General features: G+C 68.5%; 23 protein-coding genes. 8 read left to right on the top strand and 15 right to left on the bottom strand.

What is annotated here, in order from left to right; all coding sequences use genetic code 11:
- Positions 1–11: 11 nt before the first annotated feature.
- Complete coding sequence (locus BEP68_RS01770; RefSeq protein WP_187249041.1) at positions 12–323, top strand: hypothetical protein; 312 nt, start codon at positions 12–14, stop codon at positions 321–323.
- 31 nt (positions 324–354) lie between these two features.
- Positions 355–735, top strand: coding sequence for a hypothetical protein (locus BEP68_RS01775; RefSeq protein WP_187249042.1), 381 nt, complete (start codon positions 355–357; stop codon positions 733–735).
- A gap of 10 nt (positions 736–745) precedes the next feature.
- Here BEP68_RS01775 and BEP68_RS01780 read toward each other — a convergent pair whose 3' ends face one another.
- Positions 746–1,156, bottom strand: coding sequence for a DUF1428 domain-containing protein (locus BEP68_RS01780; RefSeq protein WP_187249043.1), 411 nt, complete (start codon positions 1,154–1,156; stop codon positions 746–748).
- Between the two features lie 74 nt (positions 1,157–1,230).
- Positions 1,231–1,800, bottom strand: a complete 570-nt coding sequence (locus BEP68_RS01785; protein ID WP_261987664.1) for a TetR/AcrR family transcriptional regulator — start codon at positions 1,798–1,800, stop codon at positions 1,231–1,233.
- Between the two features lie 102 nt (positions 1,801–1,902).
- Between BEP68_RS01785 and BEP68_RS01790 the strand changes: the two genes are divergently transcribed.
- Positions 1,903–3,126, top strand: coding sequence for an FAD-dependent oxidoreductase (locus BEP68_RS01790; RefSeq protein ID WP_187249044.1), 1,224 nt, complete (start codon positions 1,903–1,905; stop codon positions 3,124–3,126).
- Here the strand turns inward: BEP68_RS01790 and BEP68_RS01795 are convergent.
- Positions 3,102–3,668 (bottom strand): dihydrofolate reductase family protein, encoded by a 567-nt coding sequence (locus BEP68_RS01795; RefSeq protein WP_187249045.1) that lies wholly within the window; start codon positions 3,666–3,668, stop codon positions 3,102–3,104. The genes BEP68_RS01790 and BEP68_RS01795 overlap by 25 nt on opposite strands.
- 121 nt (positions 3,669–3,789) lie before the next feature.
- Between BEP68_RS01795 and BEP68_RS01800 the strand changes: the two genes are divergently transcribed.
- Together BEP68_RS01800 and BEP68_RS01805 are read left to right on the top strand one after the other, a co-directional pair.
- Positions 3,790–4,209, top strand: coding sequence for a hypothetical protein (locus BEP68_RS01800; protein ID WP_187249046.1), 420 nt, complete (start codon positions 3,790–3,792; stop codon positions 4,207–4,209).
- Positions 4,210–4,294: 85 nt separating this feature from the next.
- Complete coding sequence (locus BEP68_RS01805; protein WP_187249047.1) at positions 4,295–4,678, top strand: VOC family protein; 384 nt, start codon at positions 4,295–4,297, stop codon at positions 4,676–4,678.
- A 14-nt stretch (positions 4,679–4,692) separates the two neighbouring features.
- On the opposite strand, the gene BEP68_RS01810 is transcribed toward BEP68_RS01805, so the two are convergent.
- The 4 genes from BEP68_RS01810 to gnd form a co-directional block, all read right to left on the bottom strand.
- Entirely contained in the window at positions 4,693–5,223 is a 531-nt protein-coding gene (locus BEP68_RS01810; RefSeq protein WP_187249048.1) for a GNAT family N-acetyltransferase, read from the bottom strand.
- Between the two features lie 3 nt (positions 5,224–5,226).
- Positions 5,227–5,391 (bottom strand): hypothetical protein, encoded by a 165-nt coding sequence (locus BEP68_RS01815; protein ID WP_157534255.1) that lies wholly within the window; start codon positions 5,389–5,391, stop codon positions 5,227–5,229.
- Between the two features lie 47 nt (positions 5,392–5,438).
- The gene (locus BEP68_RS01820) at positions 5,439–5,909 is read right to left on the bottom strand and encodes a GNAT family N-acetyltransferase (RefSeq protein ID WP_187249049.1); all 471 of its coding nucleotides are present in this window, start codon (positions 5,907–5,909) and stop codon (positions 5,439–5,441) included.
- Positions 5,910–6,106: 197 nt separating this feature from the next.
- Positions 6,107–7,168: a phosphogluconate dehydrogenase (NAD(+)-dependent, decarboxylating) gene (gnd, locus tag BEP68_RS01825; RefSeq protein ID WP_056276027.1), complete on the bottom strand. Its 1,062-nt coding sequence runs from the start codon at positions 7,166–7,168 to the stop codon at positions 6,107–6,109.
- A 510-nt stretch (positions 7,169–7,678) separates the two neighbouring features.
- Between gnd and BEP68_RS01830 the strand changes: the two genes are divergently transcribed.
- Positions 7,679–8,845 (top strand): MalY/PatB family protein, encoded by a 1,167-nt coding sequence (locus BEP68_RS01830; protein WP_187249050.1) that lies wholly within the window; start codon positions 7,679–7,681, stop codon positions 8,843–8,845.
- Positions 8,846–8,989: 144 nt separating this feature from the next.
- Here BEP68_RS01830 and BEP68_RS01835 read toward each other — a convergent pair whose 3' ends face one another.
- The 3 genes from BEP68_RS01835 to BEP68_RS01845 form a co-directional block, all read right to left on the bottom strand.
- Positions 8,990–10,174 (bottom strand): MalY/PatB family protein, encoded by a 1,185-nt coding sequence (locus BEP68_RS01835; RefSeq protein ID WP_187249051.1) that lies wholly within the window; start codon positions 10,172–10,174, stop codon positions 8,990–8,992.
- Positions 10,175–10,356: 182 nt separating this feature from the next.
- A complete protein-coding gene (locus tag BEP68_RS01840) occupies positions 10,357–11,076 on the bottom strand; it encodes a 3-keto-5-aminohexanoate cleavage protein (RefSeq protein WP_187249052.1) in 720 nt (239 codons plus the stop codon).
- Positions 11,077–11,109: 33 nt separating this feature from the next.
- The gene (locus BEP68_RS01845; protein ID WP_053098394.1) at positions 11,110–11,337 is read right to left on the bottom strand and encodes a DUF2188 domain-containing protein; all 228 of its coding nucleotides are present in this window, start codon (positions 11,335–11,337) and stop codon (positions 11,110–11,112) included.
- 217 nt (positions 11,338–11,554) lie between these two features.
- Between BEP68_RS01845 and BEP68_RS01850 the strand changes: the two genes are divergently transcribed.
- Positions 11,555–13,045, top strand: coding sequence for a serine/threonine-protein kinase (locus tag BEP68_RS01850; RefSeq protein WP_187249053.1), 1,491 nt, complete (start codon positions 11,555–11,557; stop codon positions 13,043–13,045).
- A gap of 105 nt (positions 13,046–13,150) precedes the next feature.
- On the opposite strand, the gene BEP68_RS01855 is transcribed toward BEP68_RS01850, so the two are convergent.
- A complete protein-coding gene (locus tag BEP68_RS01855) occupies positions 13,151–13,612 on the bottom strand; it encodes a VOC family protein (RefSeq protein WP_056276011.1) in 462 nt (153 codons plus the stop codon).
- 100 nt (positions 13,613–13,712) lie between these two features.
- On the opposite strand from BEP68_RS01855, the gene BEP68_RS01860 reads away from it, so the two are divergent.
- Positions 13,713–14,666 (top strand): helix-turn-helix transcriptional regulator, encoded by a 954-nt coding sequence (locus BEP68_RS01860; RefSeq protein WP_187249054.1) that lies wholly within the window; start codon positions 13,713–13,715, stop codon positions 14,664–14,666.
- Positions 14,667–14,718: 52 nt separating this feature from the next.
- Here BEP68_RS01860 and BEP68_RS01865 read toward each other — a convergent pair whose 3' ends face one another.
- The 4 genes from BEP68_RS01865 to BEP68_RS01880 are packed head-to-tail and all read right to left on the bottom strand — an operon-like array spanning position 14,719 to position 19,026.
- Entirely contained in the window at positions 14,719–15,129 is a 411-nt protein-coding gene (locus BEP68_RS01865; RefSeq protein ID WP_056276005.1) for a RidA family protein, read from the bottom strand.
- A gap of 17 nt (positions 15,130–15,146) precedes the next feature.
- Positions 15,147–16,358 (bottom strand): N-methyl-L-tryptophan oxidase, encoded by a 1,212-nt coding sequence (gene solA, locus BEP68_RS01870; protein ID WP_222839067.1) that lies wholly within the window; start codon positions 16,356–16,358, stop codon positions 15,147–15,149.
- The gene (locus BEP68_RS01875; protein WP_261987665.1) at positions 16,355–17,545 is read right to left on the bottom strand and encodes a tyramine oxidase subunit B; all 1,191 of its coding nucleotides are present in this window, start codon (positions 17,543–17,545) and stop codon (positions 16,355–16,357) included. The genes solA and BEP68_RS01875 overlap by 4 nt, the downstream gene beginning before the upstream one ends.
- Before the next feature lie 8 nt (positions 17,546–17,553).
- Positions 17,554–19,026 carry an APC family permease gene (locus BEP68_RS01880; protein WP_053098388.1) on the bottom strand — a complete coding sequence of 491 codons (1,473 nt, stop codon included), beginning with the start codon at positions 19,024–19,026 and terminating at the stop codon, positions 17,554–17,556.
- Positions 19,027–19,218 lie beyond the last annotated feature (192 nt).

Raw genomic sequence — 19,218 nt, forward strand, 5'->3', positions numbered from 1 at the left:
CAGCCCGATCCATGCCCAGCCGTCCCGAGATTGTCTGCATCTGCGGCTCCATGCGGTTCGCCGAGGACATGGGAGCGGTGAGCCGAAGTCTGACGCTCGGTGGCGTCATCGTCCTCATGCCCGCCGAGATCGATGCCCCGATCACCGCCGAGCAGAAGACCGCGCTCGGCGAGCTGCACCTGCGCAGGACCGACCTGGCCGATCGAGTGGTTGTCGTGAACCACGGCGAACACTTCGGAGAATCGACGCTCCGGGAGATCGCCTACGCAGAAGCCGCGGGCAAGCCCGTGACCTTCGTCGGCCCTGCCTACGGCCAGGCATAGCCCTCACATCTCCCCCACCTACCCTGGCTCTATGAAGAAGCTCCCAGCGCTCGCGTCGCTCGCCGTCGGCATTCTGTTGCTCTCCGGATGCTCGCAGGCGTCGACCCTCGCGGCCTGCGGCCAGGTCGCAGCTCAGGCCGCGCAGGTGACCGGTGTAATCGGCAGCGTGAGCTCGCCGACGCCCGAGGCCGCGCAGGCAGCGCTCGACGAAGTGCGAAACGTCGCCGAGAACATCCGCGGTGTTGACGGCCCTGAGGAGTTCATCGCACTCCGCGACTCGTGGACGACGAGCATCGACGCGTTCGCCGCCGAGGGCGAGAAGGCCATCGCCGGCGACATCACCGGCCTGGACGCCGCGACGACGGAGATGCGCGCCGCGACCGACGCGATGCTCGCCTACTGCACCCCGTAACCGGAGCCCGTCACTCTTCCTGCTGAACGCTCATCGCGATTTCGAAGCTGTCGCCGATCACGCGGCCCCCATCGAACACCGGGTCTTCATCGAGCGTCTCGAGCACGCGAGCGTCCCGAGTGGCGGCAGCCGTTCCGCGGTCACGAACCTCGCGCGACGGCCATGTCATCACGGTCACCACGACAGACTCTTCGGCGCTCGTGCCCGCGAGCTCGGCGATGCTCTTGAGCTCACCCGATTCGTACGACGTCCCGTCAGCGTGGAACTCAGCTTGGTCGGCGGACTCGCTCGACTGCCAGTAGTCCACGACGCTGATCGCACCGTGATCGCGGTAGACCTTGGCCATCCGCTTCGAGAAGTCCAGATATGCGGCCTTGCGTTCCGTCGGCACCGGAACAACCGTGATGTCAGCGATGACCATTGCCTGCTCCAGTCCTCAGCGGTGAGCGTCCGTCGCAAGGGTATCCGCCGTCGGTCTCACCCGACCAGACATGCCTATCGAGCGATCCCCCTCAGCAACCGCGTCACCGTCTCCTCGACCCGCTCCGCACTCAAGGGCCGCCCGATCAGCGCGGCGTACGACGCCATGGCGATGAGCTGGTCGGCGATCGCGTCGGCATCCACGTCGGGGCGGATCTCTCCCGCCGACTGTCCGCGCGCGATCCGCTCGGCGACCCACGAGCGGATCGGTGCCGCGAGGCGTTCATTGAGCGCCAGCCCCAGTTCGTGGTCGGTGGCCGTCACCGCGATCAGCGCGCGGGCGAGTGCCACACCCTCGGGCTTCGCGAGCCCGGCGGACATCGCCGAGAACCAGGCATGCAGGTCGGCCCGGATGTCATCGCTCATCGCGACGGCGGGGTCGGCTCCTGGGAGGTCTCCCTCGAGCAGCGCCTCACCGAGGATCGCCGCCTTCGACGGCCACCACCGGTAGATCGTCTGCTTCGAGACTGCCGCCGTCTCAGCGAGTCCCTCGATCGTCACCGCTTCGTAGGTGCCGGCGATGACGGCTGCGCGCATCGCCTCGAGCACGGACTGGCGTGCGGCTTCACTTCGGGGACGGGGCATTAGTTCAGGCTACTGGTCGCCACGTTCCACCTCGGGGCTCCGCGCATCGCTCGACGACCGGAGACCGGTGACTTCGCGGCGTGCTTCCGCCAAGCTGGAATCATGCGCATCGTGGTGAGCGGGGCAGGTCTCGGCGGACTCGTGCTCGCCCAGGCCCTGCGCGGCCACGCCGAGGTCATCGTGCTCGACCGCGACGCGAATCCGGCCGACACCGGCGGTTACCGCATCGCGCTCACTCCCGAGGCGGTCGCTGTGATCGAGCGACACGTTGCGAGGCGGCTGGTCGACCGCATCCGCTCTGTCTCCGACGGACCCGAGACGTTCTCGCAGTTCACGATCGCCGACCCGCGCCTGCGACCGATCGTCGTGGCGCCCGAGCCGCCGGGACAAGACCGGATGCTGTGCCAGCGCCGCGCGCTGCGTCAGATCCTCAGCGAAGATCTCGGCGAGCGCCTGCGATTCTCCTCGACCGTGACATCAGCCGAAGCCCACGACGGCGGGGCGAGCGTCACTCTCGCGGACGGTTCGCGCATCGAGGCCGACCTGGTCGTCGCGGCGGATGGCGCCCGCTCGGCGACTCTGCGCTCGATCACCCCCGACACGAGTTCGGACACCGGCCTGGTCGGCATCGCCGGGTCGACACCGCTGACCCGACACACCCGGTTCCCGCGCTACCTGCTGCACGGACCCGCCCTCGCCGTCGACCGTCATGGCGTCGGCATGTTCCTCTCGCTGACATCGCGCGGGTTGCGCGACATCCCACCCGAACTTACGGATGCCGTCGGCCCGCCGTCACTTGTGTGGGGCCTGATCGCCCGGCGCGACAGCATCGGTGCGGCGCAGACGGCATCCTCAGCCGAACTCGTCGCGACGGCATCCGCCCTCGTGGACCGCTGGACTCCGTGGATGTCGGGAGTCATCGGCGACTCCGATCCCGACCGCACTGCCGCGTTCTCGTTCCGCGCCGCCGACCCGAAGGCGCCGCGCTTTCCGTGGACTCCCGGCCGCATCACCGCGATCGGTGATGCAGTGCACGCGATGCCTCCCACCGGCGGACGCGCCGGGTCGACCGCCATCCGCTCGGCCGGCGCACTCGCCGAAGCCCTCATCGCCGAATCCGACATCGACTCCGCTGTGGCGTGCTATCAGGCCCGGGTCGACGAGTGGGCCGTGCCCGCGATCGAGGAGTCGCTCGGTCCGGTGCGGGCGATCCGGGCTCTCGGCAACCCACTGGCTCAGCTCGCCGCCGGCCCGCTACTGGGGGTCGCCGGATGGATCGGTGCCGGCAGATATCGCCGCAGTCAAGCGGCGGGCACTGGACGATAGCGGTTCGCGACCGCTCCCGACGCGAACTCGCGGCGGTCGATGAGCTCGAGACGGGTGCGCTCGCTCAGTCCGTCGAGGAGTCTCGGCCCATGCCCCGCGATGACCGGATGCACGACGAACGTGTACTCGTCGATCAGCCCCAGCTCGGTCAATGCCAGCGGCAGCGTCACGCCGCCGACCGACAGCCCCTCGCCTGGCTGCTGCCTGAGCTGCTGAATCGCCTGGGCCAGGTCGCCCCGGATGAGCTCGGCGTTCCAGTCGACCGCTTCGAGCGTGCTCGACACGACGTACTTCGGCACGCGGTCGATGGCCTCGGCGAACGGGACCTCCCACTCGCTCATCCAGTCGGGCCAGACTCCCGACGTCGGATGCCGCCACGCGCCCTCCATCATCTCGTAGGTGGTTCGGCCGTAGATGACGGCATCCGCTCGTTCCATCTCGGCGGTCCAGAAGCGCATCAGCTCCTCGTCGGGAGCGACGCCAGCCTCGTGATGCACGCACCCGTCGAGCGTGACGTTGATCGAGTAGCGCAATGGTCTCATCTCGCCGATCTCCTTCGATGCGGGCGGTGGGTGGTACGGGGTGGGACTTAGAGTACTGTCGGGCCGCAGTCGGGCGACACCTCGCCGCGGCTGAGGCGGCCACCGCGAATATGGTGAATGCATGCCCTCCAGCCAGCCTCGCGTCATCTCCATTCGGGGCGGTCGCGTACGCCCCAGTGGGTCGTGGCTGTACGTCTGGCTCGACTCCACCACGGGAGACATCGTTCACGTAGGTGGCACGGGGTTCGATCCGGAATTGCGGGCGCATCTGCATCTGACGGGCGACGACCCGCAGCTCGGACGAGTGCGTGCCACAGTGCCTCGATCCAGCGAGCGCGACTTCGACGTCCTCGCCTTCGAGCTGAGTGAACGAATCGACCGGCCACGTGCGAAGGAAGCCCTCACCCTCCGCCTCCTGGACTCCTTCAACGAGGTCGAACACCGAGAGCAGCCGTCGAGCGAGACGAGCGAAGTCATCGATTCGATCGCTCAAGAGGTGAAGAAGTATGTGGACAGCTTGCCAGGGAGCACGGACGGCTGATTGCTCGTCGCCGCGATCTCCACTGCGTCAGTGATCCGATTCAAGCCCCTGTTCAGCACGTTTCAGTCGCCCTAACCTGACCGGCATGTTGAAGATCGTGTCGATCGTGATCCGCGTGAACGACCTCCCGGCGCAGTCCCGCTTCTGGCAGGCAGCCCTCGACTACGTCGAGCGAGACCCGGCATCCGATGACTGGGTCGTGCTCAAGCCGCGCGATGCCGACGCTCCCTGCATCGCCCTCGACGCGCACCACTCCGAGCGGGTGCTGCCGCCGCGCATCCACCTCGACATCTATGCCGAGGATCAGGATGCCGAGGTGCACCGCCTCACCGAGCTCGGCGCTCGCGAGGTGCACTGGGACAACCTGCCAGACGATGCGGACTACGTGATCATGGAGGACCCCGAGGGCAACCGGTTCTGCGTCGTGGACCGGCCGGACTGGGTGGGCTGGGAGCGCCCGACGGCGTGACGGAACGCCTGAAGTCAGCCCGTAGCCACTACTTCGACGCCACCCGACATACGTCCCATGACTTGCCGGTTCTCTCCGTAGGTCGCGAGGGTGACCCAGCCTCGTGACGAGTAGAGCCGCGCCCCCGGGTCATCCGCGTGAGCCGACGTCGACAGCAGCGCCCGCTCGTGCGGCAGATCGGCCAGAAGCGCATCGTGCAATCGCCGCCCGACTCCGCGGCGGCGTGCATGGGGCATCACCGCGAGCTCGACGAACTCGAAGTGACCTCCGATCCATTCGTCGATGCTCGGGCCGATCTCGCGCGCGATGAAGTCAGTCCAATACTGTCCGCGCTCGCCGGTGTATCCCCACGCGAACCCCTGCAACCTGTCGTCCTCTCGGGCGACGACCAGACGGAAGCCAGGGCGAGACCGATGCCGATCCCAGACGGACACTCGCCAGTCATCGGCATCCTCCACCGGGCCGAAGACCTCAGCCCAGGCCTCGAGGATCTCGCCGTCGAGCCCTGCCGCGTCCGACCCCGAGAGGGTCGTGACAGAGACCATTCGTCAGCGCCCGGAGTAGCGCTGCGCCGGTCGTCCCTCTTCCGCCAATGCCTGACGATGCGACGTCAAGGCCGACCGCACGGCCGTGTAGATCACGAGCCACAGGATCAGGATGCCGATCAGGAACCCGGCGACGTAGAAGAGGACGATGGTGAGGAAAGGATCCATGGCGTCAGGATAGCCACCGGGGTGCGCGGCACCTCGAGCCCCGGCAGCTAGGCGCCGACCTCGAGCGACCTGTAGAAGTAGAACGCCCGCTCTCCGGAATCGGGGTCGACGCCACTGAATCCGTGCCGTTCGTAGTAGCGCATCGCCGCGGCATCCGATTCATCGACGTTGATCTCGATCGCCGCGACGCCGAGTTCCCGGCAGATCTCGACCATGTGCCGGAGGACCGCGCCGCCGACACCACCACCGCGGTGCGCGGGCTCGACGTACATCTCATCGAGCAACGCGACCGGCCCCTCCGACCACACATTCGGACGCAGGGTCACGAGCGCGAGACCGACCGCCGGATCACCGCCGAGCACCGCGAAAGTGGAGGTTCCGCCCAGCAGCGTGCGCAACCGCTCGGCGATCACCTCGGCCCCCGGCGTCTCGGTGTCGAACTCCGTGTTGAAGGCGTGCAGGAGTTCGGCGAGACGGGCGGCGTCGTGCGGGGTGGCTTGACGTGTGGCGGCGGTCATCGGATGCCTTTCTGGGGTCGAGGGCTTCGTCTCTGGCGGATGCGGCGGTTCCTCCGGTTCACAACTCCGGAAGAGCGAGTGGGCCGACGCATCGGTTCCCCGGGATTCCGGGGTCGAGCCGGCGGACGCACCCGCTTCTTCCGGAGTTGTGAACGTCAACCTCCGTGGGCCCCGCTCGACGATCCGCGAGAACGCGGTCAGGCGCTGTCGGAATCCGCCTTGCGCGATCCGGCCTCGAGCACGTCTCCCGCGGGCAGCTCCTGGTGCCCGCCGAACTGCAGACGCATCGCCGACAGCACCTGGTTGGCGAACTTGTCTTCGTCGCGTGAGGCGAAGCGCTCGAACAGCGACGCCGCGAGCACCGGCACGGGCACGCCGACATCGACGGCGGCCTTGACCGTCCAGCGTCCTTCGCCCGAGTCGGAGACCCGGCCGGCCAGACCGTCGAGCTGCGGGTTGTCGGCGAGCGCGGCAGCGGTCAGGTCGAGCAGCCACGACGAGATCACCGACCCGCGGCGCCAGAGCTCTGCGACCTTCGACGTGTCGATGGGGAACTGGTAGAACTCCGGCTCTTCCAGCGGAGCGATCTCCGCCGAGTGCTCGGCCTCGCGCACCCCGGCATCCGCGTTGTGCAGCAGGTTGAGGCCCTCGGCGATCGACGCCATGATGCCGTACTCGATGCCGTTGTGCACCATCTTCACGAAGTGCCCCGCACCCGACGGTCCGCAGTGCAGGTAGCCCTGCTCCTCGGGGGTGAGGTCTCCGGTGCGGCCCGGCGTGCGCTCGATCTCGCCGACACCCGGAGCGATCGTGCGCAGCACCGGCTCGATGCGCTGCACGGCCTCGTCGGGTCCGCCGACCATCAGGCAGTATCCGCGGTCGAGTCCGAACACCCCACCGCTCGTGCCGACATCGACATAGTGGATGCCGCGCTCGCGGAAAGCCTTCGCCCGACGGACGTCGTCGCGGTAGTTCGAGTTGCCGCCGTCGATCAGGATGTCGCCCTCGTCGAGCACCTCCGCCGCCTGATCGGCCACCATGCCCGTGAGCGAGGCGGGCACCATCATCCACACGGCGCGCGGCGCCTCGAGCTTCGACGCCAGGTCGGCCATGCTGTCGGCACCGGTGGCTCCCTCGGCGACCAGCGCCTGCACGGCATCCGTGTTGACGTCATAGACCACGCATTCGTGCCCCGCCCGCATGAGGCGGCGCACGATGTTGGCGCCCATCCGGCCGAGTCCGATCATCGCCAGCTGCATGAGAATCCTTTCGTCTCAGCCCCGGTGAGCCGAGTCGGGGCAATCCTGGCACGGGTACTGATGACGCTCAATGGTGTTGCGGGGTGGCGTGGGGTCGTGCGGGGGGGGTGCGCGGGGTGGTGCGGGCGGTCGTGCGGGGTCAGTTGTGCACCCGAAACGGCGATTTCGGATGCCGAAGTGACCCCGCACGCGGCACGACTCCAGGCGGGGTCAGTTGTGCACCCGAAACGGCGATTTCGGATGCCGAAACGACCCCGCTCCCGGCTCGACTCCATGCGGGGTCAGTTGCGCACCCGAAACGGCGATTTCGGATGCCGAAGTGACCCCGCACGCGGCACGACTCCATGCGGGGTCAGTTGTGCACCCGAAACAGCGGTTTCGGATGCCGAAGTGACCCCGCTCGCGGCTCGACTCCGTACGTGGTCAGTTGTGCACCCGAAACGGTGCCCGCTCCCGGCATCCGGAGCTCCGCGCGAGCCCGGTGTCGCCGACGGGTGGAAGGATTGAGACATGACTTCCCCCGCGTTCGACCAGATCACGCAAGACGACCTGCGCGCTGCGGGCAGCGTCAAATGGACGGCCTTCCCCGACACGATCGGCGCGTTCGTCGCCGAGATGGACTTCGGCCTCGCCCCCGCGATCACCAGCGCGGTGAAGGATGCCCTCGACCTCGGCGTGACCGGGTACCTGCCCGAGAAGCTCGCGAAGGACCTCTCGGCGGCCACGGCGCGCTGGTACTCCGACTCGTACGGGTGGGAGATCCCCGCCGAGCGCGTGCACCACGTGCCCGATGTGATCGCCGCGTTCGAGCTGGCGATCGAGCACTTCACCAGTCCGGGTTCGGCCGTGATCGTGCCGACCCCCGCGTACATGCCGTTCCTGCTGGTGCCGCCGATGCACGACCGTCGGGTCATCGAGGTGCCGAGCATCGAGGTCGACGGACGCTGGGTCATGGACCTGGATGCCGTCGCCCAGGCCTTCCGCGACGGCGGCGAGATGCTGGTGCTCTGCAACCCGCACAATCCGCTCGGCACCGTCGCGACCCGCGACGATCTGCTCGCCATCGCGTCGGTCGTGACGGATGCCGGCGGACGCGTGTTCGCCGACGAGATCCACGCGCCCGTCGTCTACACCCCGGCCCGGCACATCCCCTACGCCTCGGTGTCGGATGCCGCCGCAGCCCACACCCTCACCGCGACCTCCGCCTCGAAGGCGTGGAACCTCGCGGGCCTCAAGTGCGCGCAGGTCATCCTCTCGAACGACGCCGACGCCGAACTCTGGGAGAGCCTGGGATTCTGGGCCGGACACGGCACATCGACGCTCGGCGTCATCGCGAACATCGCCGCCTACACCGGCGGCCGCGAATGGCTCGACGACGTGGTCGACTACCTCGACGGCAACCGCCGGACGCTGGCGCAGCTCGTCGACGAGAAGCTCCCCGGCGTGCGGATGGTCGTGCCGGAGGGCAGCTACATCGCCCTGCTCGACTTCCGCGAGACCGGGCTGACGGGCGATCTCGGCGAGTGGTTCCGCGAGCACGCCGGAGTCGCGATGACGGATGGCGCCGCATGCGGTGTGGCCGCGATCGGGTACACGCGCTTCGTCTTCGCGATGCCCCGTCCGGTGCTGGTCGAGGCGGTCGAACGGATCGCCTCGGCGCTGCGCGACCGGGGCTGAGCCGCATTCGGCCCGCTGGCCCCGGCGCATGCGGGGTCAATTCCGCATCGGAACTCAGCGTTTCCGGTGCGTATTTGACCACGCATCCGACGAGAGATGCGGAACCGACCACGCATCCGCCCTCTCGGTGCGACGAACGACGCATTACCGAGCGCGAACGGCATCCCCCATCGCCGCGAAGGCCTCGCGCAGGACCGGCCGAGGTGTCGCGAACACGATCCGCACGAAGTTCTCGTATCCCCGTCCGAGCAGCGCGCCCTCGGTCAGCACGACGCCGGCGTTCTCGCGGAAGTACGCGGCCGGCGGGCCGGGGATCTCGAGCGCCGTCGTGTCGATCCATCCGATGTAGGTCGCCTCGGGCTCGCGATACACCGCGCCGGGCAGGTGCTCCGCGATGAGGTCGCCGACAAGGCGGCGCGACTCCGAGAGATACCCGAGCACGCCGTCGAGCCACGGCTTGCCCTCCCGATATGCCGCCGTCGACGCCACGACACCGAGCGTCGCGGCACCGTGCTGCACCGAGAACCCGAAGCGGCGGTACAGCTCCTGGTCGGCGTCGTTCGAGGTGATCAGTTGCGCGGTCTTGAGGCCGGGGATGTTCCACGCCTTCGACGCGCTGGTGCCGGTGACGGTGTGGGCGGCGGTCGCCTCAGACACCGACGCATAGGGGATGAACGGTCTCCCGTCGAAGCGCAGCGGCGCGTGGATCTCGTCCGCGAACACCCGCCCGCCGTGGCGTTCGACGATCTCGGCGAGCGCCTCGAGCTCGGAGCGGTCCACCACGGTGCCGGTCGGGTTGTGCGGGTTGCAGAGCACGAGCGTGCGGGCACCGGCGGCGAATGCCTCGTCGATGCGCTGCAGGTCGTGGTGCCAGCGTCCGTCGACGTCGATACCGGGGATCTCGATCACCGGATGCCCGACGGTCGGCAGATATGTCAGGAACGGCATATATGCCGGAGTCGGCACGATCACGGGCGATCCGGCGGGAGCGTACTCCTCGACCGCAACCCTCAAGGCCGCCATCACGTCGGAGACCGGATGCACGCGTTCCGGATCGACGGCCCATCCGTATTCGCTGCGCATCCATTCGGACGTCGCGTCGCCGAGTCGGGCGGCGAGCGGCGGCGACAGGTATCCGAGGTTCTCCTCGTCGATCGCTCGATGCATGGCGTCGGCGATCACCGGCGCGACGCCGAAGTCCATCTCCGCCACCCACGCGCCGATGTGGCCGGGGTGCAGGCTCCACTTGCGGCTTTCGGGCCGGTCGAGGTCGAGCCTCGTGCGGGAGTCGAACGGATGCGGGTCAGCGGGCGCGCGGTGGTCGGTCATGGCAGACGTCCCTCAGCCCACGAGCCGACATCGAACGGCACCGGCGCGGCGGGTCTGGATCTCGGACACGCGTACTCCTTCTCAGCGGGAGCTTCCACCCTAAGGAAGCGGCGGATCGGTCGCGAGTCGCATGACGGCGGGTGACGATGAGGCTGCAGGGCGAGCCGACCCCGGAACCCGACTCAGGCGTTGATGAAAGCCACAGCCGCTCGCACCAGTGCCGCGTTGTCGGGTGCCGTCCGTCCATCGGGCAGCTGCAGGGTGTCTTCGAGGCCGATGCGCGACTCGAGGCCCAGCTCGACCGCCAGGGTGAAGGCCGGCCAGGCGGACCGCTGCTCGCCGTGCAGCAGGATCGGAATGTCCGGGTCGTCGAGGCGCACGTGCGCGATCAGCCCCTCCGCGTGCCGCCGCACGACATCCGCCGCCTCGTCCGGCAGCTCGACCAGCACCCGCAGCGTGTCGTCGTGAACGGGCGAGCGCTGCCAGGCATCGAGTCCGGTGGCATCCCAGATGCCCGCCTCCACGCGGATGCCGCGGCTCACGAGCAGCGCCGCGACCTCGTCAGCACCGGCTTCGTGCCAGTTCACCGAAGCGAAGTCGGGCACGACGCTCCATTCGCGGATCGCCGCGAGGCGCTCCCCGACATCGGGCTCGATCCATGCACCGGTCGTCACCCCGATCTGCACACCAGGGCACGCCGAGCGCAGTGCTCTCACCCACCGGTCGACATCGGCGGCACGCAGGCTGTCGTCGCCCGCGGCATCCTTCGGGTGCACGTGGATCTCGCGGGCACCCGCCGCGACGGCACGCGCGGCGTCGGCGCCGGCGAGGGTCGTGTCGGCGGTGAGGGCAGGATGCTGCGCTGCGGGTCGCGCACCGTTGAGGCACGCCTGCAACAGCATCCGCCCGTGTCTGGCGTTGCCGGTCACAGGCCCTCAGTTCATGAGATCGCGCGGGTGCCAGTCGTAGAGGTTGCCCGTGCCCGACGGCCCCTCTTCGACACGCACGGTGTGCTTGACCTGACGTGCCGTCGCGGCACCCCGACCGACTCGAACCGCCTCGGCCTCGGTCTCGAAGCTGGACCCCAGAGTGCGGGATTCGCCCTCGATGCGGTTGAACCAGATCCCGTCTCGCTGGAACGTCTCGATGTCACCTGCGGCCATGCCACATCCTTTCGATCTGACTCTTTTCTACCCGAGGCCGCCGACGCTCGAGGAGGGCCTTGACAGCCTCCGCGCACGCGCTCGCCCTGCGCGAGAGCACGCGAATCATCGACCGCATCCACTTCTTCGTCCATACGTCAACCCCGATGACGCACTCCCGTCAGCCGTGGTTATGTCGAACGATGCATGACCCGGGTGCATCTGCAAGGAGCAAGTGATGACGCTGGAAGTGATGTCGCCGACGGCGGCACTGCTCGACGGACGGTACGTACTGCACGACCGCGTCGGACGAGGCGGCATGGCGACCGTGTACCGCGCCGAGGACACCCACCTCGGACGCATCGTCGCGATCAAGATGATCCACGAGAGCGACGGTCCGGTCGCCTCGATCGAGCGCGCGCATACCGAGAAGGCGCTGCTCGCCTCGCTGAGCCACCCGTCGCTCGTGACGCTGTACGACGCGCAGCTCGTGCCCGGTCGACCGCAGTACCTGGTGATGGAGTTCGTCGACGGGCCCACCCTCGGCGCGCGTATGGCCGAAAGCCCGATGACGCCGCGCGACGTGGCCCGCATCGTCCGCGATCTCGCCGAGGGACTCACCGCCGTGCACGCGGCTGGCATCGTGCATCGCGACATCAAACCGTCGAACGTGCTGCTCGCGCACGCCCGGTCCGGCCGCCCGGTCGCGGCGAAACTTGCGGACTTCGGCATCGCCTGCTCCATCGAGGACACCCGCCTCACCACGCCGGGGATCGTACTCGGCACACTCACCTATATGGCGCCGGAGCAGCTGCGCGACGCCGACCCCGGAACCCCGGTCGACATCTTCTCGCTCGGACTCGTCGCTCTCGAGGCGCTCAGCGGATACCCCGGCTACCCCTCCCTCGCTTCCGGACGCGCGGCGGCGGTCGCTCGCCTGCTCAACCCGCCGACCATCTCCGACACGGTTCCCGACGAGTGGCGCGACCTCCTCACCCGCATGACACGCCTCGAGCCGGAGGAACGCCCGACCGCCGTCGAGGTGGCGCGCGCCGCCCGGGCTCTGCTGCGCGACTACGCCGCGAACAGCAACGGCACCGCCGTCGCCGCGGCGGCTGCGGCCATCGTCGCATCGGCCGGCACGGAGCCGGCGGTCGACGCGACACCGGGGGTGACGGGCACGGAATCGGATGCCGTCGCCGCCGCGCCAGACGCGGGCGCGGGAATTCAGCCGCGTCCCGCATCCGCCGCCTCATCCGCGAGCGTCGACGCGGAGTCGTCGGCCCTCGACGCTGGTTCCGCGCCGACCGGAGCGACCGCTGTGATCCCTGCGACCGAGGTCACGGATCCCGCACCCCGCTTGCGGACCCGCGACCGCACCCGCCCCGGCACCCGCACCCGCACCCGCACCCGCGTGATCGCCGGCGCCGCCGGGCTTCTTGCCGCCGGTGCGATCGTCACCGGCATCGCGGCGTTCAGTGCGCCACCGGCATCCGAGCTGGGACGCACCGCCTCAGGCGTCGTCGCCCGCACGGCATCGACCCCGGTGGAGACTTCGCCCATCGACACCCCCGCAGCGCCCGTCGAGGTGGTCACAGAGCCCGTGGACCCGGGGAGCAACGGGAACTCCGGGAACTCGGGCAACTCTGGGAACTCAGGCAACTCCGGGAATAACGGGAACTCCGGGAACTCCGGCAAGGGCGACAAGGGCAAGCCGGACAAGGGCTAGGACCGTCCCGTCCGTAACTCCGGAAGAACGTGGCCGATCGCGCCGAGACCCCCGGTCTCGGCCCGATCGAGCGCACATCTTCCTGAGTCCTGAACGGCGCCCGCCTCAGCCCGCGTAGGCGGCGCGCACGTCGAGCACCCAGGTGACGCCGAATCGGTCGGTCAGCATGCCGAATCCGGGTGACCACGCCGATGCAGCCAACGGCTCGACGATCGAGGCGCCGTCTGCGAGGGCGTCCCAGTACCCGGTGAGCTCGTCGAGCGAATCGGCGCGCAGCGACTGGAAGAACGTGCGGTCGGTGACGGTCGTCCCGTTCTCCCTCGAGGTGGTTCCCGCGGTGGCGTCAGCGTCGTCCGCGCCGGGGATGTCGTATGCCATCAGCCGGAAGCCGTCGGCGTTCTCGACCTGGCCGAACACGATCTTGTCGGCGCCGGGAACTCCCGCCGGCATGCCGAAATCCGCGTAGGTCGCCCGCGTGACCTCGCCGCCGAAGACGGACTGGTAGAAGTCGAGCGCCTGGCGCGCGGTGCCGCGGAAGTTCAGGTGGGTGGTGGTCGCGATGGACATGGGATCTCCTCGGATCTGTGTGGGCGGCGGATGCCGGTGTGACCAACACTCACAGCAGAAGAGGTCAGTTTCGGTCCTCTACTCAGAGCACAATGGAGTCATGACCGGCAGCTCCTCTCGCATGCTCGCCCTGCTGTCCCTGCTGCAGACGGCTCGCGATTGGCCGGGGCAGGTGCTCGCCGACCGCCTCGACGTCACACCCCGCACGGTGCGACGAGACGTCGACCGACTGCGCGAGCTCGGCTACCGCATCAGCGCGATCAAGGGCCCCGACGGCGGATACCGCCTCGCCGCCGGTTCCGAGCTGCCGCCGCTGCTCTTCGACGACGAGCAGGCCGTCGCGATCGCCGTCGCGCTGCAGAACGTGCCGGCCACAGGGATCGACATCGACGAGGGCGCGGCTCGTGCGCTGGCCACCGTGCGCCAGGTGATGCCGTCGCGCCTGCGGCACCGGGTCGACGGCATCCGCTTCGCCGGGGTCGAGAACGAGACGCGCGTGGATCCGGCGGTGCTCGAAGCCGTCAGCGGTGCGGTGCGAGACCACCACGTGCTGCGCTTCGATTACGGAGAGAACCATGACCGCCCGGCGCGGCGCACCGAGCCACACGCAGTTGTCGCCCGGGAGGGCCGCTGGTACCTGCTCGCGTGGGACCTCGAGGCCGATGACTGGCGCACCTTCCGACTCGACCGGATGACACCGCGCATCCCGACCGGCCCCGCTTTCACGCCACGCGAGCTGCCCGCCGCCGACGCCCAGACCTACCTCGCAGCTCGGGCGAAGGGATCGGATGCCGCAGACCGCTGGCCGTGCATCGGAGAGCTCGTGCTCGATCTGCCCGCCCGCGAGGTCGCGCACTGGATCGGCCTCGACGGCACCGTCGAGCCGATCGACGACAGCTCGTGCCGCGTGACCGTCGGATCGTGGTCGTGGGTCGGCATCCTCGCGTCGATCGCCCGCTTCGACGCGCCGTTCCGCGTCGTCGCACCGCCCGCGCTGGCGAACGCCGCGACCGCCCTCTCGCGACGCCTGTCCGGCGCGGGCGAGGCCCGCTGACCCGGTCAGGCCTGACCGTATCCGAGACCCCGCGCCCCGACTTGCCGAGTGCTCACAGATCGATCTGCGTGCGCCTCGCCGCCCCCGCCCCGCGGTGCGCGGTCACCTCGATCTCGGCCTTGTACTCGCCCGCGAGCGGGCTGCGCGTCATGGTGAGTGCCGGGTCGATGCCGCGGAACTCCTCGCCGAGCACTTCGATCGTCTCGTCCTGATCAGACGCATCCGGAACGAAGACCTGGATCCGGACGACATCGGAGAGCGATGAATCCACGGCGGCGAGCGCCCGCGCGACGGTGGCGATCGCGAGACGCAGCTGCTCTGCCGCCGTGTCCGGCAGGGTCCTGGTCTCGTAATCGATGCCGGCGGTGTTCGAGACGAAGATCCAGTCGCCGATCGCGACGGCCCGCGAATAGCTTGCGAGGGTCTCGAACTTGCTGCCGCTCTTCACGCTGGTGATAATCAACGGTTCCGTCTTTCGTGTCAGTGGCCCTGGAGGACCGGATAGTCGTCTGCGAGGACAAGATCGTCGGCGCGCGCCTGAGCACGGCGCCGGTGGTGACCGAGCGTGAACAGGGGGTGCTGCAGCGCGCTCGACCCGCTCTCGGCGAGTTGCGCCAACACTCGCCCGTAGGCGGGCGAGAACTTGAAGCCGTTGCCGGAGAACCCGGCTCCGATGATGGTCCGGCCCGACTCGGAGACGTCGAGGATCGGAACATGATCGGCCGTCGCCGACTCCGGGTGGATGGACGACCGGACCACCTCGGGCAGGATGCCGGGGAACATCCGGGTGGCGATCGCCGTGCATCTCCGCAGTTGCTCACGCGACAGATCGCGGGGATCTGTGTCGGGGTCCTCGATCGTGTCGATGCGGGTCGTGGGGGCGATCTTGACCGAGTAGCCGTCGAGTGTGGGGACGCCGAAGGCATGGTCGCCGTCCAGGTCCCGCATCCAGCATGGGAAGCGGTCCGGGGTGAACTGGCTGATGTCCTCCGGCATGAACCACGTGAGCGGTATGGCGATGGCGCTCACCAGATCGCGCACCTCCGGCACGATCCTCGTCGTCCACGCACCGGTCGTCACGATCACCTTCTGCGCGTGAACGATCCCCTCGGATGTCGAGATCACGACACCGCTCTCGTGCTCATCGATGCCGAGCACCGGAGTGTTGTACAGGATCTCCGCCCCGCGCCTGATCGCGGCCCGCTGCGCGGTCGCCACCGCCAGCTCCGAGCGCAAGCCGCCGCCCAGCAGGTCCATGATCCCGATGTCGCCGTCCTCGACGGTGAACTGCGGATACTCCCGGCGGAGCTCTGCGGCATCGAGGAACCGGTGCGGCAGATCGCCCTCCACGATCGACCGCTGCGTGGACTCGAGGAATGGATGACCCTCCGGCGCGATCGCGAGGACGCCGGTCTTCAGCAGCAGCTGGCGGCCGGTTTCACGCTCCAGCTCGGTCCACAGCGCCCTGGCCTCGAGAGCAGCGGCCGTGTAGAGCGCGCCCTCCTTGTTCGCCGCACGGAACAGACGCGACTCGCCGGCGAATGCCGCGTGGCCGTGCGCCGGTCCGTACTGCTCGATGCCCAGCACGGACATCCCCGTCGATCTCGCGAGGTGCCACAGCGCCATCGATCCCATGGAGCCTGCACCCACCACCGCGATGTCGACGGTCCGGATCACCTCTGCCGCACTCATGCGAGAGCCGGCTCGGTCCACAGGTTCAGCTTCTGGCCGATGCCGCGCTCAAGGGCGTTGCGATACACCTTCGTCCCCCACGCGACGTCCTCCACCGGCATCCCGCCGACCGACATGATGACGATCTCGTCGTCGCTCTGCCGACCGGGCCGCTTTCCGGAGACGACATCGCCGATGTCGACGAGCTCGTCACGTGAGAGCTCCCCGGCCTTCACGAGATCCATCCACTTCTGCCCGACCATCGGAATGTACTCGAAGGACGGCTTCGGGAACTCCTCGTACCAGGTCTCGTACAACCCGTACGCATCGACGACCTTCGTGATGTCGCTGCCCAGCAGCGAGTCGTCGGTGTTGCACAGGGACGGCATCGCGAAGAACGCCCCCGGCGTGATCCACTCCCGCTGGATCGTGGGGTAGCTCTCCGAGCCGCCGGCACCGGTGCCCGTGGTGCAGAAGCTCACCAGGTCGCTGCCCCGGACGACGTCTTCGATCGAGTCGACGACCTCGATCGTGGTGATCGTCGGGAACTCCTCGCGCACCCACTCCTGGAAGCGCGCGAGGCTCTCCGCCCCTCGCCCCTTGATCTTCAGCGTGTCGATCAGCGGGCACGCATCCATGAAGGCCAGGAGCACCGTACGTGCCATGACGCCGGGCCCGGCGATCCCCGCGACGCGCGAGTCCTTGCGGGCGAAGTGCCGCGCACCGACCCCCGGCACGGCGCCGGTCCGGTACGCCGACAGCAGGTTCGCCGACATGAACGCGAGTGGCGCCCCGGTGTCGGTGTCGTTGAGCGTGAACATGAGGATCGACCGCGGCAGACCCTTCTCGCGGTTGGCGATGTTGGATCCGTACCACTTGACGCCAGTCGTCTGGAAGTCTCCGCCGAGGTACGCCGGCATCGCCATGAACCGTCGATCCTCAGTGGGCACCGGCATGTTCGGGAACGGCGACGCCTCAGGGAACGTCATCATCGCGCCGTGCGAGTCGTTGCTCTCACCGGTCATGCGGTAGTCGCCGGCGGCGAACAGTGCGAACATCTCCTCCATGGTGTCGACGCACTGGTGCATATCGGTCACTCCGGCCGCGATCATGTCGGCTTCGGAGAGGTAGAGGAAATCCACGTGGGGCAGGGGCATGACGGTCCTTCTCGTCGAGGGGGTGGGGGCGAGTGTGTCGGTCGCGCTCATGGTGCGCCTCAGCCGGCGATGGCGTCGGTGAGCTTGACGTATGCCGCGGGCCTGCGGGCTCTGATCCACGCGGCCTGGGCGTACCCGATGAGGGGGAAGACGATCACCAGCCCGAGCAGACTCCAGCTGACCGCGCCGAACACGGGCGCGCCTGTGGCATCCGCATCGCCGACCATGATCGGGAAGTAGACGACGATCATGACCACGGAGAGCACCAGGCCGATGAAACCGAGCACGGGGGCGATCACGGTGTTCCAGATCCTCCGGTCCTTGCGTGTCCTCGCGAAGTAGACGATGACCGCGATCGAGGTGACCGCCATCAGGAGGGCGATCGCCACGGTCGCGACCCCGGCGAACCAGGTGAACACCTGCAGCACCGGGTCGAGCTGCAGAACGGCGAACAGCGCGACGAGGACGATCGCGGTGATGCTCTGCACGAGCGAGGACACGTGCGGAGACATGTGCCGGGGGTGCACGGCGCCCACCCGGTCGGGCAGCACGCCGGCGCCTGACATGGAGTACTGGTAACGGGCGACGACATTGTGGAACGACAGCACGCAGGCGAACATCGCGGTGATGAGGAGGATGTTCGTGATGATCTCGCCGGTGGCTCCGAGGTACGCCGACATCGTGCGGAGGATGAGCGTTCCCGGGTCGGCCGCGGCCTCCTCCAGGATGTTCGAGGGGCCCCACGCCATGACGAGGCCCCATGAGGCGAGCGTGTAGAACACGCCGACGCCGATCACGGCCATATAGGTGGCGCGGGGGATCGTGCGGTCGGGATCGCGCGCCTCGCTGCGGAAGACGGCGGTCGCCTCGAACCCGATGAAGGCGGCGATCGCCATCATGAGGCCGACGCCGGGGGAACCGCTCGCGACGTTCTTCGGCTCGAACGGAGCCAGGCTCAGACCTTCAGGGCCGCCGGAGATCACGACCGCCGCTACGAGAAGGAGGACGATTCCGACCTCGGCGCAGAGCAGGACGCCGAGCACTTTGCTGGACAGATCGATGTGGCGATAGCCGAGGAACCCGACGAGCGCGACGACGGCGATCGAGTACAGCCACCACGGGAGCGTGATGCCGAACCCCTCGAAAGTGAAGCTCAGCACGTAGCCCATGTACCCGTACACGGACACCTGGATCGTCGTATACGTGAGCATCGCGATCCAGGCGGACGCGAGACCGGTCGAGCGTCCGAGGCCATATCCGACGTAGGTGAAGAACGCCCCGGGGTTGGGGACGTGCTTGGCCATCGCGGAGACGCCGACGGCGAAGAGCACGAGAACGACGGCGCTGATCGCATACAGCGCCGGGAAGCCCGCCCCGTTGCCGAGCAGGATGCCGAGTGGGGCGGACCCGCCGATGACAGTCAGGGGCGAGGCGGCGGCGACGACCATGAAGACGATCGCGGTAGCACCGAGCGATCCCGACAGGACCTTCTTCGGGGAGGTCTCGGTGGCGCTGGGTTGAATCTGGACCATGTGCAAACCCTTCTGAGAGAAGCGGAGTGGAGCGGTTCCCCCACCCTGCCGCGGCGGGATTTCCCACCCGTCTCGCCGGAGTGACGTCTGCGTTCGCCGCGAACGGGACGCCGGAACTCCGGCCGTCTCATTCGGGTGACATCTGCGTGAAACATCGCAGACGCGCTCCGGCAACAGGCCGCTCGTAGCCTC

Origin of the sequence: Microbacterium sp. 4-7 (assembly GCF_014332665.1) — a bacterium.
Taxonomy (GTDB): Bacteria; Actinomycetota; Actinomycetes; order Actinomycetales; family Microbacteriaceae; genus Microbacterium.